This window comes from Shewanella amazonensis SB2B (assembly GCF_000015245.1).
In the GTDB taxonomy this organism is placed as follows: domain Bacteria; phylum Pseudomonadota; class Gammaproteobacteria; order Enterobacterales; family Shewanellaceae; genus Shewanella; species Shewanella amazonensis.
In genome coordinates, this window is the sequence record NC_008700.1 from 3,112,501 (window position 1) to 3,127,772 (window position 15,272).

The window sequence follows — 15,272 nt, forward strand, 5'->3', positions numbered from 1 at the left end:
CCCCGTGCCGTGTCAGTGGATGCGCATTATAGGGAGCCCAAACTTTTGCGCAAGGGCTTTTTAACGCAAAAGAATTCAGTTGAGCAATTTTCACCCAAACCGAATAAAGCATCGGCGAAAGGGAGAAAGTATGGGCAAGTTTCGGCAATTTTTCCAAATTAAAAACGCCGCTGGGCGGCGTTTTTAATGTGAAAGCTATCGGGCATAGCGATATTTAGCAGTACGAGGTTAATCGTCTTTCGCTGATTTATCGAATTCCCCTTTGTCAGCTTGCGCTTTTACTTGGTTATCCGGAGAGTCCTGCGAGTATCCCTGCTCATGCTCGTCTTCATCGTCGCCGACCACATGAGAAACCTTAAGCTTACGTACCGAACGGACGGTAATCACTGGGCCAGACAACGCATAAAGATAAAAACCCAGACACAGGATTAATGCAGGTTCTACCGAGATCACTACAAAGACCCCGACCACCAACAGGATAACGATAAAGTTGACCTTGCCACGCCAGTCGACTTCTTTAAAGGAGTGATAACGGAAGTTACTGACCATCAGTAGCCCTGTGCAGATGGTAACCACGGCGAACAGATAGCTCACTGAGTCTGCTTCAATGCGATATTGGTTTCCAAGCCACACAGTCCCAGCGATCACGGCCGCCGCAGCCGGGCTTGCCAGCCCCTGAAACCATCGTTTGTCTGCGACACCAACCTGCGTATTAAACCTGGCAAGACGTAACGCCGCCCCGGCACAGTATATAAAGGCAGCGAGCCATCCAATTTTGCCAAGGTCTGACAGCGCCCAGTTATAGGCTATCAGTGCCGGTGCCATTCCGAATGACACCATATCGGCCATGCTGTCGTACTCGGCGCCAAATTCACTCTGGGTATTGGTTAACCTTGCCACTCTGCCATCGAGCCCATCGCACAGCATGGCGACAAACACTGCAATGGCTGCAGATTCAAATTGGCCATTCATGGACGCGATTACGGCGTAGAAGCCAGAAAACAATCCGGCAGTGGTAAAAAGGTTAGGCAGCAAATAGATACCGCGATTTTTTACTGTTGGCTTGTCAATATTTTGCATACACTGGTTATCATTAAGTTACACCGAATCAAGATACCACATTTTCGCCAATCACAGGCGAGTGCTTTATGGAGGCAGGGCCTTATGGAATTCAGGTACCAGGCAATACTCATCCCTTTACTCTTGGTTTGCGGTATAAGTCAGGCCGCGACTATTTATAAATGGGTGGATAAGAATGGTGTGACCCACTTTAGTGAGCAGCCACCACCGGATGAGACTCAGACGCAAACCCTGAATGCCGCAGAGCTTGAACCCAAGCCCATTGGCTTTGATTCACCCAAGCCCATTCCCAAAACCGACGAGACAGTATCGGATGAACAAAAAAATGCCAATTTGGTTCGTCAGCAAAATGCCGACCAGGCTGACGCCATTTGTGAGCAAGCGAAACAGAATCTGGACGTACTCTCTAACTTTAGCCGTGTAACCCGTAAAGATGACGCTTCTGGCGAGCCCGTGATGATGACCGACGAAGAGCGTGAGACGGCTCTCTCAGACGCCAAAAAGCGGATTTCGCTTTTCTGTAAAGACGGAAAAAAGTAGCCTGCACCGAATACTCCAGAGCGAGTGACATGACGACAGGTAGTAAAAATCCACCTGCATAGCAGGTGGCTTTGACACGGCCCCCTAAAAGGGGGCTTAAAAACTAACCTTCTAGCCCCAATGCTATCTGCCGTTTCTCTTCTTCTTTGGCTGTCTTTTCTTGGTGCCGTACATATCTGCGGATTATCTCTTCATTCGCTCCTACCGAGTCAACAAAATAGCCTCTTTGCCAAAAGTGATTCCCCCAGAGCTTTTGCTTTCTCAAATACGGAAATTTCGCAAACATTCTGATTGCCGTTCTTCCTTTTACAAAACCCATTAAGTCCGACACGCTTAGACTCGGTGGAGTTCTGACTACTAGATGAACATGATCTTCCTGCACATTCAGTTCTACGACTCTGCATTTCTTCATGTTGCAGTAAACATAGATACTTCGATAAAGCTCTTTGCCAAGATTACCTTTTAGGATTTTGTACCTGTACTTCGGTGTCCAAACGAGGTGATACTGACAGCGATAGAACACGTGAGACGCGGATTCATATCTGCTCATGCTACTTACTCCTTGATTTGCTGGTAACAAACCGAGGGAGTATTTAGCATGGGCATTCTACGGGCAAAGCCCCACTAGAACGATCACCACCTCCATAGGAGGTGGTTTTAGAGTGACAATAAAAGAGGGAGCCAATTGGCTCCCTCTTCTTTATCGTCCGAATTGCGGCTCACCAATACATCAAGACTTTCTGACTCAGTCTCCCGTGAGTGTGCTTGTCTGGTTATTGGGCGAACACCAACTCAGCATCCTGACAGTCTACCCGAATGGGTTTACCGGGGATAAATTCACCCCGCAGCAGTTTCTGCGCCAGCGGATTTTCAACCTCTTGTTGTAACGCCCGCTTCAGAGGCCGCGCTCCATACACAGGATCAAAACCGGCTCTGGCGATAAAGGCCAGCGCTTCATCACTGAGTTCGAGTTCAAACTCTCGCTCTGCCAAACGCTTACGCAGCGACTCGATTTGGATGGAGGCTATGTTCTTGATGTGCTCTGCGTCCAGCGGGTGGAACACAACCGTTTCATCAATCCGGTTTAAAAACTCTGGCCGGAAGCTGTGTACCACCACATTCATGACCTCTTGCTTCATCTGGGCATAATCCAGAGTACCAAAGCGCTCCTGAATAATGTCTGAGCCGAGGTTCGAGGTCATGATCACCACGGTATTGCGGAAATCCACAGTGCGGCCCTGGCCATCGGTCAGACGACCATCGTCAAGCACCTGCAACAGGATGTTGAACACATCCGGATGCGCCTTTTCCACCTCATCGAGCAGAATCACCGAATACGGCTTACGGCGCACCGCCTCGGTAAGATAACCGCCTTCTTCGTAGCCAACGTATCCCGGAGGCGCCCCCACCAGCCGGGAAACCGAATGCTTCTCCATAAACTCGGACATATCGATACGCACCAGCGCCGACTCTGTGTCGAACAAAAACTTCGCCAGTGATTTACACAGCTCGGTTTTACCCACCCCGGTCGGGCCAAGGAACAAAAAGGAGCCGATTGGGCGGTTAGGGTCAGCAAGCCCGGCGCGACTTCTGCGAATTGCATTCGCCACGGCATCCACCGCCTCATTCTGACCAATCACCCGCTCATGCAGCGCATGTTCCATTTGCAGCAGCTTTTCACGCTCGCCTTCAAGCATTTTGGCCACGGGAATACCGGTTGCCTTGGACAGCACCTCGGCAATTTCCACATCGGTCACCTTGTTGCGCAGCAGCTTCATGTCCTGCATTTCAGCTTGTGCCGCCAAGTCGAGCTGTTTTTCAAGCTCAGGGATACGGCCATATTGCAGCTCAGACATGCGGGTCAAATCGCTCGCCCGGCGGGCAACTTCCAGATCCATACGCGCCTGCTCGAGGTCTGCTTTAATATGCTGGGTGCCCGCCAGGGCGGCTTTCTCGGTACGCCAGATTTCATTGAGCTCATTGGCCTTGGCTTCTACCTCTTTCAGCTCATGGCGCAAATGCTCCAAACGCTTGCGGCTGGCCTCGTCGTTTTCCTTTGCCAGTGCCTGCTCTTCGAGCTTGAGCTGAATAGCGCGGCGTTCGAGGCGATCAAGCGACTCAGGCTTGGAGTCAATCTGCATCCGGATACTGGAAGCCGCTTCATCAATCAAATCGATCGCCTTGTCAGGCAATTTGCGGTCTGACACATAGCGGTGTGACATGCTCGCTGCCGCCACAATGGCAGGATCGGTAATTTCCACATGGTGGTGCAGCTCGTAACGCTCCTTGAGACCACGCAAAATAGCGATGGTGTCTTCCACTGTGGGCTCGTCCACCAGCACTTTTTGGAAACGGCGCTCAAGGGCGGCATCTTTTTCCACATACTGGCGGTACTCATCCAGAGTAGTGGCGCCGACGCAGTGCAGCTCACCGCGGGCCAGCGCAGGCTTGAGCATATTACCTGCGTCCATGGCGCCATCGCTCTTACCGGCGCCCACCATGGTGTGCAGCTCATCAATAAAGAGGATAACCTGGCCTTCTTCCTGAGCCAGCTCATTGAGCACCGCTTTCAAGCGCTCTTCAAACTCACCGCGGTATTTGGCACCGGCCACCAGCGCGCCCATATCCAGGGACAACACCCGCTTGTTTTTGATGCCTTCCGGCACCTCGCCATTAACAATCCGCTGGGCCAGCCCCTCGACGATGGCGGTTTTACCCACACCGGGCTCACCTATCAAGACAGGATTGTTTTTACTGCGGCGCTGCAATACCTGAATGGTGCGGCGAATTTCATCGTCACGGCCAATCACAGGGTCAAGCTTGCCCTGCTCGGCGCGCTCGGTCAGGTCGACTGTGTACTTTTTCAGCGCCTGACGATTATCTTCGGCGTTGGGGTCGTCCACCTTCTGGCCAGCGCGGATTTCTTCAATGGTTTGCTCCAGTCGCTCTTTGGTCGCGCCCGCCTGCTTGAGGATTTGCGCCAAGGTGTCGTTACCTTCCAGCGCTGCAAGCACAAACAGCTCGCTGGAGATGTATTTGTCTTTACGCTTTTGCGACAGCTTGTCGCACAGGTTCAGCAAACGGATAAGCGCCTGCGACAGCTGCACATCACCGCCGGTGCCTTCCACCTGTGGTTGGCGTTCCAACTCCTGAGACAATAATGAGCGCAGGTTACTCACCCGAATGCCGGACTGGGTTAATAAAGGATGAATGGAGCCACCGTCCTGATTCAGCAGCGCCATCATCAGGTGAACGGGTTCGATAAATTGGTGGTCTCTGCCAAGGGCCAGAGACTGAGCATCAGATATGGCAATCTGGAATTTGTTGGTCATACGATCGAGTCGCATACAGCCTCCTGTAACTAGGACCGCATTGAATTTTAGTTACCCAAGAATGGTTACCTAAGGATGGTCACCTGAGAGTAGTTATCTAAAAGATGGGGCTGCCAATGGGATTTTCAAGTGCGCAAATAATAATCACACACAAAAACGGAGGTTAATCCCGCCAGATGAGGGAGGCCATACGGCCGGTTACGCCGTCGCGTCGGTAGGAAAAGTAATCATTGGGATGAGAATAGGTGCATATGTCTGTCGAGAAACACTGCACCACACCGGCATGCATCAGTCGTCGCTTCGCCAGTGAAAAAAGATTGGCCAGATACTTATTGTGGCCAGATGCCTTGAAACACACCTCGGAGCCGGGATCCTGTGCCATAAATACATCGCGAACCTCCGCCCCTACCTCAAAGGCTTGAGGACCAATGGCTGGGCCTAAATAAGCATAAATTTGCTCGGTGGGAACAACGAAACACGCCAGAGTTTGTTCAAGTACGCCATCACACAAACCACGCCAACCGGCGTGGGCAGCCGCAACCTCTCGACCATCGGCGGAGGCAAAAAGCACAGGCAAGCAGTCGGCCGTCATCACGGCGCAAACGGTACCGGCACTCTTGGTGTAACTGGCATCTGCAACGGGTGGCTTAATGCCACCGGGAGCTGCGGCTGAAATATTGCCGTAATCCTGTTGTTTGCCATCGGCCAGGTACACTTTTGTACCATGCACCTGTTCGAGCCAAAGTGGTTCGGCAGGTAAAGCCAAGGCCGCGACAAGCTCACGGCGATTGAACGCTACACGTGCCGAATCATCTCCCACATGCAAGCCAAGGTTAAGGCTGTCATAGGGGGGCTCACTTATACCACCTTTACGGTCGGTAAAAGCAAGATTCACCCCAAGAGGTAGTGGCCAATGCGGGCGCAACATCTCAGCTATCACCTTGCGCTTAGATATGGTCCTGAGGATTGGCCTCAGTATCTTTACGAAGGGCCTTGGTCAACAGCACCATGTCTTCAGGAATTGGGGCATTGAAGGACATGATTTCCATGGTGACCGGGTGCGCTAGCTCGAGCCTGACGGCATGCAGTGCCTGACGAGTGAAATTTTTCAGAACCTCAAAAAACTCCGGGCTGGCATTTTTGGGTGGTTTTGGACGGCCACCATATACAGGGTCACCCACCAGCACATGACCAATGTGAGCCATATGGACACGAATTTGGTGAGTACGGCCGGTTTCCAGACGGAGGCGCAAGCGGGTATGGGCACGGAACTTTTCGGCCACCCGGTAATGCGTCACCGAAGGACGGCCACTGTGGTGTACCGCCATATGAGTGCGCTTGGTCGGGTGACGACCAATGGGTGCATCCACAGTACCGCCAGCGGTCATGGTACCAAGCACTATGGCTTCGTATTCACGGGTGATATCACGGGCCTGCAGCGCAGCGACCAAATGAGTTTGGGCCTCTACAGTTTTTGCCACCACCATCAACCCTGTGGTGTCTTTATCGAGACGATGGATAATTCCGGCTCTTGGCACATGTTCTATTTCAGGGCAGTGATGCAAAAGTGCGTTCATCAGAGTGCCATCGGCATTACCGGCACCGGGATGCACGACCAGACCGGCCTGCTTATTGATCACCAGAATATGGTCGTCTTCGTAGACGATATCGAGATCGATTTCCTGGGCCTCTGCCGCAACTTCTTCTTCCAGGGTGGCCTCAATCTCAATCACTTGAGATTCGAGTACCTTTTCTCTGGGTTTAGTCACAACGACACCATCCACATAGACGTTGCCGCCGAGGATCCATTCTTTCAGCCGGGTGCGCGAATAGTCGGGAAACAACTCCGCAATGGCTTGATCCAGTCTCAGCCCCGTTTGTGTTGCTGAAATCTCGCTTTTTAGATTAATCTCTTGGGTCATGGGAACCGTACCCCGGTATCGGGGTCCAAATTGGTATGCTATCTGTTACAATCGGATGTTTTCCATTTTATCGTGAAATGGAAGAATTCTTAACTACAACTTCAAAAGAATTGAATTCAAGTATGTATAAATTTGCCAAAGGCTCGGCCGTTGCCTTGTTCGCGCTGGCGCTGGGCGCTTGTAGCAGCTCAGGAAGTCAGGAAGATCTCGTACTGAGCCAGAAGTCACCTGAGGCACTTTATGCCCAGGCCAGAACCTCCATGGAACTGGGGAATTTCTCCAAAGCCGTTAAAAGCCTGGAAGCCCTGGATTCCCGTTTCCCCTTCGGTGCGCATAAGACTCAGGTTCAGTTGGACATGATCTATGCCTATTATAAGCTGGACGACACTCCCCAGGCGATTGCCAACATTGACCGCTTCCTGCGCCTCAACCCTACTCACCCCGATGTAGACTATGTTCAGTATATGCGGGGCTTGGTCAACATGCAGGCCGACAGTTATCTGTTCCATGACATGATGAACATAGATCGTACCGATCGCGATCCCAAAAATGCCATGGATGCCTTCAAGGACTTTGAGCGTCTTATCAAGACCTATCCAAACAGCAAGTATGCGGCCGATGCCCATCAACGGATGCAGTTTTTGAAAAACCGTTTGGCTCGTTACTCCATTCAGGTAGCCGAATACTACGTCAAGATGAATGCCTGGAGTGCCGCAGCCGTTCGTGCTCAAACTGTGATGGAGTCTTTCCCGGGTACGCCTTCAACAGAACGTGCGCTGGAAATTATGGCCCAGTCCTACGATGAGCTTGGCCAGGAACAGCTTAAAAAGCATGTCCTGATGGTGATGCAGGAAAATTTCCCTGCCAATGAGATGCTGCAAAACTAAGGTCTTTGCACCTTTCATAACGCCCGGCTATAGACCGGGCGTTGTTTTTTCGGCCTTTAACCCGAATTTTTCAACCTTTCCTCTACCACAACCCCTTATGTCCTCTTCTCTTGCTCGCTATATGCCCCATTCTAAAATCCACCCTAGTTCAGGCTGGATTTCCTGTATTGCGCAATAAAAATACACAAAAACACCGCTTTCAGGGCGATTCGGGCAAAACTTATCCAAACACACCTGTTTTTGAAATATTCCTGAGAAAAGAGTTGACTCAAAACCGCAAAAGCTATTTAATGCACCCCGTCGCCCGAATAGCTCAGTTGGTAGAGCAGCGGATTGAAAATCCGCGTGTCCCTGGTTCGATTCCGGGTTCGGGCACCACCTTCAACTTAAGGTGCTCAGGCGACTGAGAAAAATTGCAAAGCAGTACAGGGCAGGTGTGGTGGAATTGGTAGACACGCCAGCTTCAGGTGCTGGTGCCCTTACGGGCGTGGAAGTTCAAGTCTTCTCACCTGTACCACTTTGCGATTATAGTTAGCTGTACAAAGACTCATTGTGCAGGTGTGGTGGAATTGGTAGACACGCCAGCTTCAGGTGCTGGTGCCCTTACGGGCGTGGAAGTTCAAGTCTTCTCACCTGTACCAATTAACACAAAGAGTCTTTAACAATACAGTGCAGGTGTGGTGGAATTGGTAGACACGCCAGCTTCAGGTGCTGGTGCTCTTACGAGCGTGGAAGTTCAAGTCTTCTCACCTGTACCAAACAAATAAACCTCGCGACGCGAGGTTTTTTTGTATCTGTAATATCCCTCCCGAAAAATACCTCCGTTTGCTATACCTATAGCTATGGCTCAACCAAAGGCATGACAGAGTCAGGCAAAGGAGAGTCCATTTTCCCTGTCGGGGGTCACCGATGAATCAGTTGCAAATTAAACACAAGATGCTGCTGGGATTTTTTATTCCGGTATTGCTGCTCATCATCGTTTGCGGCGTCTCCATGAGTATCATGTCGAAAATAGAAGATGGTGTGCTTCGCATCTATAACGACAGAGTCGTTCCTCTGGAAGATCTCAAGCTTATTGGTGATGACTATGCCGTTTCTGTCATCGATGCCATCAATAAAGCCAATGCCGGAGGCTTTTCGGCGGAAGAGGCCAGAAATGGTCTGATAGAAGCTAAAAAGAATATAGCCAGCCGCTGGGACAAGTATATGTCCACAGAACTCACCGCTGACGAGCAAAAACTGGCCAGCCAAACCCAGCAGTTATTTGCACCTGCCAATCAGCAGATCCAACTATTGATTGATAAACTCAGTGGCAAGTCAGGCAGTGTGACCGGACAATTCAGTGCGGATATTATCCCGCTTTACCAGGTAATAGACCCCATCAGCGGCAAAGTCGCCGAGCTCGTCACTCTGCAAATCCATATCGCTGATCTGGAGCGGGAACAGGTAGAAACATTACATTCGAGCTCACTCAAATGGTTTATCGGGCTGGCCGTCTTTGCCGTTCTCATCACCAGTTTTTTCGGTGTCTGGGTCAATCGAGGAGTAATGACACCCGTAACCGAAATTCGCCAAAAGCTTAGGCAGATTCGGGAAAAATCCGATATGACAGTCAGCTTTACCGTATTCCGCGATGATGAGCTGGGCCATATCGCAAAAGATCTGAATGGCGTGGTGAACCACCTCAAAGGCATTTTAAAGAACATTGCCGAGGCCGCATCGACATTGGGTGATTCTGCCGATGAGCTGAATGAGTTTACACGACAAGCCAATGACCGGATGTTCAAACAGCAATCCGAAACCGAACAGACTGCCACCGCCATGAATGAGATGACTGCCGCCGTTGCCGAGGTAGCCCAAAGCAGCAACTCAGCAGCAGAATCCGCCAGAAATGCCGATGAAAGTGCAGCCAGAGGCAACAGCATAGTACAGCAGTCCATCAGCAGCATGTCGGTGCTCGCGTCACAGATTCAAGGAACGGCCGCCGTGATAGGCGAACTCGCCACCGAGAGCCAAAACATAGGACGGGTTCTGGATGTAATTAAGAGCATTGCCGAACAGACCAACCTGCTGGCCCTGAACGCCGCTATCGAGGCAGCCCGGGCGGGAGAACAAGGACGAGGATTTGCCGTGGTGGCCGATGAAGTCAGAACCCTGGCGCAGCGTACCAGCGAATCGACCCGCGAAATCGAATCTATGATTGAATCGTTGCAGCAAGGGGTGAAAAGCGCTGTTAACTCCATGGAACAAGGTATTGCCCAGGTAGACAATGCCAACGAGAGTACCAACGCCGCCGGCAGCGCACTGCAGGACATAGTGGCGAGTGTCGATAGTATTACCCAACTAAATACCCACATAGCCACAGCCGCCGACGAGCAAAGCTGCGTCGCAGAAAGCATCAATCAGAGCATCATCGCCATCAGTGACATAGCCCAGGAATCGACTCAGGCAGCAAACGATTTGAGTGAGGCTGTTCATCAACTTGCACAACTTGCAGGACACATGCGTACCCAGGTGGGGACTTTTATTCTTTAGTCACCGGGAGCTATCAGGCTAAAGTGGCTGGATCAGACGGTGTGCATAGAAAACACACTGTCTGATATTGCAACTCTCTAAACCACATATTGCCCTCACCGAATGGCTCCTGAGAATAAACCTTCGCTTTAGCCTACGGTCTTCATCAATCTGGCTGCTTGCATAACGCGCACACACACACGATTACGGCCTTCGGATTTGGCCAGATACAACTGCTTGTCCGCCATGACCAGCATATCCTGCCAGGATGTATCGGCAAATTGGGGATCGTAGTGCTCAAAGAGCACGCCACCGACACTGATAGTAACGTGACCAAATTGGCCGGACGGATGGGTAATGGCAAGCTCCCTTACCCGGTGCAACATCCGCTCTGCCAAACGTTCCATTTGCAGGGTGTCGTCACCATGAACCACGACACAAAACTCTTCTCCACCAAAGCGGGTGACCAGCTCTCCCCTGCGCCGACACTCAATCAGCAGTGTCTGGGCTACCGAGATCAGGGCTTTATCGCCCGCTGTATGGCCCTGGGTATCGTTATATTGCTTAAACTCATCCACATCCACCATCAGAAATCCGAGCGCCCCTTTACCATCCAACCACTCCTGATGGGCCCTTGAGGCAAATGCCTCCAGGCCACGGCGATTGGCAATGCCGGTAAGCGGGTCTTTGAAAGATAAAGATTCCAGATAGTTTTGATGCCGCTCAAGCATTTCAGCCAACTGGTTAAATGAGCCAGTCAACCTGTGCAGCTCATCGATAAAGAAGGATTGGTTGATTTTGGTGAGTCGGCCCCGAGTGGTCATTTTCACCAGCACCCGATTGATATTGCCAAGGGGAGTCAATACAAACAGTGAAAGAGGCACGGATCCTAAAAGTACCACCACCATGAAAGTGGCAAAAATCAAAATGGATTCTCGGGAAATAAATGAGGGGATATCACTCTTGTGATGCTGAACTGTCATCACCAGCGCAGGCGCGCCAAATACATCCTTCACCAGCCATTGATGGCTTTGAGCGACCTCATCGATGTGGATGGGATCTTCAAGTACCGGTAAGCGCCCATGAAGCCTGGGATTAGCAAGAGACAGACTGGACTCAACCAAGGTTAATTCCTTGAGCATATCCGTGAGTGAGACATTAATCAGGCGAACCACCATAAAACTGCCAATCACCTTACCATGGCCATTGCTTGGCAATACATTGCTGTTGCTGAAAAACATTACCCGACTACCGTAACGGATGATGCCCCGCCTTGTGCTGGCAGACTCTGTACTCACGGTTTTGGCGTCAGGCAATACAGGACCAATCCATGCAGGCTGCGAGTCGAGGCTATCCGGCAGCAGTCCCGGCACCCCTTGATATCCCCATACCAGCTTACCGTTGGTATCAAACAAAAAGGCGCCATCCATGCCAGCGGCAACAAAGGCATCATCGTAGAGATTGGATTCGATAAACTCGGGGTCCGGAGATTGGATAAAGTCCACCATCTCATCCCAAACACCATAATCATGACTGAAGGTGGACAACGGCTGGCTGAAAAAATTCATGCCCGCTTTAAGGGCTTTTACCTCCATCAACTGCTGATCCCGCACTTCACTCATCAAACCGGGTCGGATGAAAAGGCCGTGGATCAGAAAGGATGTCACAAAGGCGGCCAATGTAACCAAGGTACCCAACAACATATTGAAATGATTGAGCCGCATACAAATATCCCCGGATGAAGCTTCATTTAAGCTTAGCCCCGCACCTGGCATTTGTCCGAAAAAAAGCCGCCTTTCGGCGGCTTTCTCACGACACTCTGACTCAACTCACGCGGAACTGGCTAACTGCCCTCTGCAAATACTCAGCCCGTTCCCGCACATCGTCGGAGGCTTTAGCGTTCGCCATAGCCGCATGGGAAGATTCTTCGGCGATATCCCTGATAACCACCACATTTTTATTCACTTCTGCCGCCACAGAGCTTTGCTCTTCGATGGCCGCGGCTATCTGGGTACTCATGTCCATAATGTTGGTCACATCCTGATTTATCTGCGCCAACATGGTACCGGCACTGGCAGCTTGCTCAGCGCTTTCTCCGCCCTGGCGCTGACTGGCTTCCATCAGCTGCACAATGGAGCGGGTGCGGCTTTGCAGAGTTTGGATAATACCGGCGATTTCTTCGGTCGACTCCTGTGTTCGCATCGCCAGCGAGCGGACCTCATCGGCCACCACGGCAAAGCCCCTCCCCTGCTCACCGGCACGGGCGGCTTCAATGGCAGCGTTCAGGGCCAGTAGATTGGTTTGCTCAGCAATACCCCGGATCACATCCAGCACACTGCCTATGGTGCCGCTGTCACGCTCAAGCTCAGCCACCACAGAGGCCGAATTGTTAAGCTGCTGCGCCAGTGACTGGATTTTTTCGATGGTTTGCTCAACGCTCTGCTGTCCTACCTGAGCGTTGGTGTGTGTATGGTTGGCACGCTCGGCCGCCAGTTCGGTGTTTTTGGCAATCTCATCGATGGTGGCCCCCATCTCAGTAATGGCGGTAGCTACCATGTCGGTTTCATTCAGCTGCCTAAGTACCCCGTCGGACGCCTGGGTCGCATTGGCTGACAGCTCCTGACAGGATTCATTCATGACGTTCACAGCATCGTTTACTTGCTGGATAAGCGCACGGAAACTTTCAACCATTTCGTTAAAGTGCTGGCCTATTTCAGCGATTTCGTCACCCCCTTGTGTATCGCAACGCAGGGTCAGGTTTTTATCCTTGCCAACATGTGAAATCACCTGATTGATATTGTTGATGGGGGTAATGATGGCGCGGATGATCATAAAGGTCACAATAGCAACCAGCACAGCAATCACGGCAAACAGGGTTGTCGCCATGGCAACACTGTCACCCTCTTCATCATGAATTTCATGAAGCGCAAGCTCCCGCAGCTCCTGTGTCGCCTGCTCAGACTGGTCGATGACAGACCTGAGCGCGCCCATTTTGCCGTCCTCTTTGCCCAGACCAAATTCCTTCTCTTTATTAACCAAGGCCTCGAAATTCATTTGATAATCCTTCATGAGGCGACGGATTTCATCCGCGACGTCAGGACTCAAATCGGACCCATCAAGGGTGCTGTCAAAGCTGCGCAGAGTTTGCTGAAACTTATCCAGATAACCGGCATCACGGCGTAACATAAAATCTTTTTCGTTGCGACGCAGTTGTAGCATCTGTACTGCCAGCTCTGGCTTATTGTGTTCTTTCAGTAGGGTTTCCACATTGTGTACCGCCTCTCTGAGCTGGCCATACAAGCCGGACTTGGGGGTCAAACCAATTTGCTGCTGTAGTGTGACCACGTCGGAAAACAGTGTCAGGTATTGGCCTAACAAACTCTCAAACCGATCCAAAGGCGCCATGGGCATGTCATATTTTTCAAATACTTGCTTGACAGTGCTCAGTTTGGTTTTGAGCTCTGCAGCATGTTGGGCATGCCCCTGAACATAGGCCATATCACTGCGGGTTAAAAAGTCTTTCTCATCCTTGCGAAGCTCGAGCATGTCCCTTTCCAGTTCAACCACGGTTTGAGCGGCCAACGCCAACTCAACCTGAGTTTTGCCGGAATACAGCTGCAAACCGAACATCGCCACCAGGGCACCTATCGACAACGCTGCGCTCAGCATTAATTTTTGACGAATGAGCATGTTACTTTCCCCATGTAGCGATCTTTAATAACTGTAGACCCCCAGGCATCTATTTGGGAACTAAGGCCTTGGTGGTCACAAAACTGTCACACGTCGATTGTTCTTATTTTTGAACCTATCGGTACAAGTATCGGCTGCAAACTCTCAAAACTCCATGAGTTTTAATCACTTTTCAACACCTTTCCTCATATGCCGGTCCAGCTTCAACTGGTTTACTTGCTCAAATAAAAGTACATACAATATCCCATTATTTAACTTTATCTGAATCACTATGAAAATCATCGATGGCAACCAGGTGCAACAAAAGTTGACGTTTCCACCCCTTGTCGAAGCGCTAAGGCAACAACTGTGCCGCCCATTTACCATGCCCCAGCGCCAGGTGTACGCGCTGTCAGACACTGCCGACAATCAGCACGCCTTTGCCCTGTTGCCTGCCTGGGATGAAGAAAGCATTGCGGTAAAAGCCTTTACTTACTTACCTGACAATCCAGTGAAAAACCCGGGTTGCGAGAGTCTGTATTCGCAAATATTGCTCTTCGATAGAAAAACAGGGGTACCGCAGGCTTTGATAGACGGAACCAGCGTCACCTACTGGCGCACCGCTGCGACTTCCGCGCTGGCAGCGAGCTTCCTTGCCCGCAAGGACAGCAGCCGTTTGCTAATGTGCGCCACCGGCAATCTGGCTGTGTACATGGCACTGGCACACGCCAGTGTGCGTCCAATCAGAGAAATCAGGATCTGGGGAAGGAATACTCAAAAGATTGATTCAACCATCGCCACAATCAGGGCGCAGCGCACCGATATTGAGGTGACGGCAGCTAATGCACTGCAACTTGACGTTCCCTGGGCGGACATCATCAGCTGCGCCACCGGTTCCCCCACCCCACTCTTTCCCGGAGAATGGGTCACTCCCGGCACCCACACTGACTTTGTCGGCAATCACCACAAAGACTGCCGCGAGTGTGATTCTCATCTGATAACAAACTCTCAAGTCTATGTAGACGCGAGACTCAATGTGTTCAGTGAAGCCGGCGAGCTATTGATCCCTGTATCAGAGGGACGCTTTTCGCTGGATGAGGTGAGAGCTGAGCTGTCAGAACTCTGTCAGGGCACAGCGCTGGGACGCGTAAATGACAAGGATATTACGATGTTCAAGAGTGTGGGGTCTGCACTCGCCGATCTCGCTGGTGCGCGACTGCTTTTCAAGATGCTTCAGGAACAATAACTTACAAGGGATGCAAAAAATGTTGCATCCCCACTAAACCTTTCTATCTTGGACATCTGTCTTATTAAGCATACAAGGACCG

12 protein-coding genes and 4 tRNA genes (1 of these 16 running past the window's edge) are annotated in these 15,272 nt (G+C 51.2%); 9 read left to right on the forward strand and 7 right to left on the reverse strand.

The window, feature by feature from the left end; all coding sequences use genetic code 11:
* On the forward strand, nucleotides 1-162 hold the end of the coding sequence (locus tag SAMA_RS19610) for a hypothetical protein (protein WP_157608337.1). The gene continues 174 nt to the left of window position 1, outside the view; the window shows 162 of its 336 coding nt (coding positions 175-336); the start codon falls outside the window, past its left edge; its stop codon occupies nucleotides 160-162.
* Nucleotides 163-228: 66 nt separating this feature from the next.
* Here SAMA_RS19610 and pssA read toward each other — a convergent pair whose 3' ends face one another.
* Nucleotides 229-1,080: a CDP-diacylglycerol--serine O-phosphatidyltransferase gene (pssA, locus tag SAMA_RS13610; RefSeq protein WP_011760709.1), complete on the reverse strand. Its 852-nt coding sequence runs from the start codon at nucleotides 1,078-1,080 to the stop codon at nucleotides 229-231.
* A gap of 84 nt (nucleotides 1,081-1,164) precedes the next feature.
* Between pssA and SAMA_RS13615 the strand changes: the two genes are divergently transcribed.
* On the forward strand, nucleotides 1,165-1,620 hold the full coding sequence (locus SAMA_RS13615; protein ID WP_011760710.1) for a DUF4124 domain-containing protein: 456 nt from the start codon (nucleotides 1,165-1,167) through the stop codon (nucleotides 1,618-1,620).
* 103 nt (nucleotides 1,621-1,723) lie between these two features.
* Here the strand turns inward: SAMA_RS13615 and tnpA are convergent, their stop codons facing one another.
* The 4 genes from tnpA to rluD all read right to left on the reverse strand — a co-directional run bounded on the left by tnpA (nucleotide 1,724) and on the right by rluD (nucleotide 6,874).
* On the reverse strand, nucleotides 1,724-2,170 hold the full coding sequence (gene tnpA / locus SAMA_RS13620; protein ID WP_011758714.1) for an IS200/IS605-like element ISSham1 family transposase: 447 nt from the start codon (nucleotides 2,168-2,170) through the stop codon (nucleotides 1,724-1,726).
* A gap of 223 nt (nucleotides 2,171-2,393) precedes the next feature.
* Nucleotides 2,394-4,967: an ATP-dependent chaperone ClpB gene (clpB, locus tag SAMA_RS13625; RefSeq protein WP_011760711.1), complete on the reverse strand. Its 2,574-nt coding sequence runs from the start codon at nucleotides 4,965-4,967 to the stop codon at nucleotides 2,394-2,396.
* A 148-nt stretch (nucleotides 4,968-5,115) separates the two neighbouring features.
* A complete protein-coding gene (pgeF, locus tag SAMA_RS13630) occupies nucleotides 5,116-5,880 on the reverse strand; it encodes a peptidoglycan editing factor PgeF (RefSeq protein WP_011760712.1) in 765 nt (254 codons plus the stop codon).
* A 19-nt stretch (nucleotides 5,881-5,899) separates the two neighbouring features.
* On the reverse strand, nucleotides 5,900-6,874 hold the full coding sequence (gene rluD / locus SAMA_RS13635; RefSeq protein ID WP_011760713.1) for a 23S rRNA pseudouridine(1911/1915/1917) synthase RluD: 975 nt from the start codon (nucleotides 6,872-6,874) through the stop codon (nucleotides 5,900-5,902).
* Nucleotides 6,875-6,996: 122 nt separating this feature from the next.
* Here rluD and SAMA_RS13640 point away from each other — a divergent pair, with 122 nt between their 5' ends.
* The 6 genes from SAMA_RS13640 to SAMA_RS13665 all read left to right on the forward strand — a co-directional run bounded on the left by SAMA_RS13640 (nucleotide 6,997) and on the right by SAMA_RS13665 (nucleotide 10,296).
* Nucleotides 6,997-7,761, forward strand: a complete 765-nt coding sequence (locus SAMA_RS13640; RefSeq protein ID WP_041409868.1) for an outer membrane protein assembly factor BamD — start codon at nucleotides 6,997-6,999, stop codon at nucleotides 7,759-7,761.
* Between the two features lie 302 nt (nucleotides 7,762-8,063).
* Nucleotides 8,064-8,139 (forward strand) — tRNA-Phe (locus tag SAMA_RS13645).
* Between the two features lie 52 nt (nucleotides 8,140-8,191).
* Nucleotides 8,192-8,278: transfer RNA gene (locus tag SAMA_RS13650), tRNA-Leu, on the forward strand.
* A gap of 37 nt (nucleotides 8,279-8,315) precedes the next feature.
* Nucleotides 8,316-8,402, forward strand: a tRNA-Leu gene (locus SAMA_RS13655).
* A 30-nt stretch (nucleotides 8,403-8,432) separates the two neighbouring features.
* A tRNA-Leu gene (locus SAMA_RS13660) sits at nucleotides 8,433-8,519 on the forward strand.
* Nucleotides 8,520-8,670: 151 nt separating this feature from the next.
* The gene (locus SAMA_RS13665) at nucleotides 8,671-10,296 is read left to right on the forward strand and encodes a methyl-accepting chemotaxis protein (RefSeq protein ID WP_011760715.1); all 1,626 of its coding nucleotides are present in this window, start codon (nucleotides 8,671-8,673) and stop codon (nucleotides 10,294-10,296) included.
* Nucleotides 10,297-10,424: 128 nt separating this feature from the next.
* On the opposite strand, the gene SAMA_RS13670 is transcribed toward SAMA_RS13665, so the two are convergent.
* Together SAMA_RS13670 and SAMA_RS13675 are read right to left on the reverse strand one after the other, a co-directional pair.
* Complete coding sequence (locus tag SAMA_RS13670; RefSeq protein WP_011760716.1) at nucleotides 10,425-11,999, reverse strand: sensor domain-containing diguanylate cyclase; 1,575 nt, start codon at nucleotides 11,997-11,999, stop codon at nucleotides 10,425-10,427.
* A gap of 100 nt (nucleotides 12,000-12,099) precedes the next feature.
* Nucleotides 12,100-13,965: a methyl-accepting chemotaxis protein gene (locus tag SAMA_RS13675; protein WP_011760717.1), complete on the reverse strand. Its 1,866-nt coding sequence runs from the start codon at nucleotides 13,963-13,965 to the stop codon at nucleotides 12,100-12,102.
* Nucleotides 13,966-14,236: 271 nt separating this feature from the next.
* Between SAMA_RS13675 and lhpI the strand changes: the two genes are divergently transcribed.
* Nucleotides 14,237-15,190, forward strand: a complete 954-nt coding sequence (lhpI, locus tag SAMA_RS13680) for a bifunctional Delta(1)-pyrroline-2-carboxylate/Delta(1)-piperideine-2-carboxylate reductase (protein WP_011760718.1) — start codon at nucleotides 14,237-14,239, stop codon at nucleotides 15,188-15,190.
* Nucleotides 15,191-15,272: the final 82 nt, after the last annotated feature.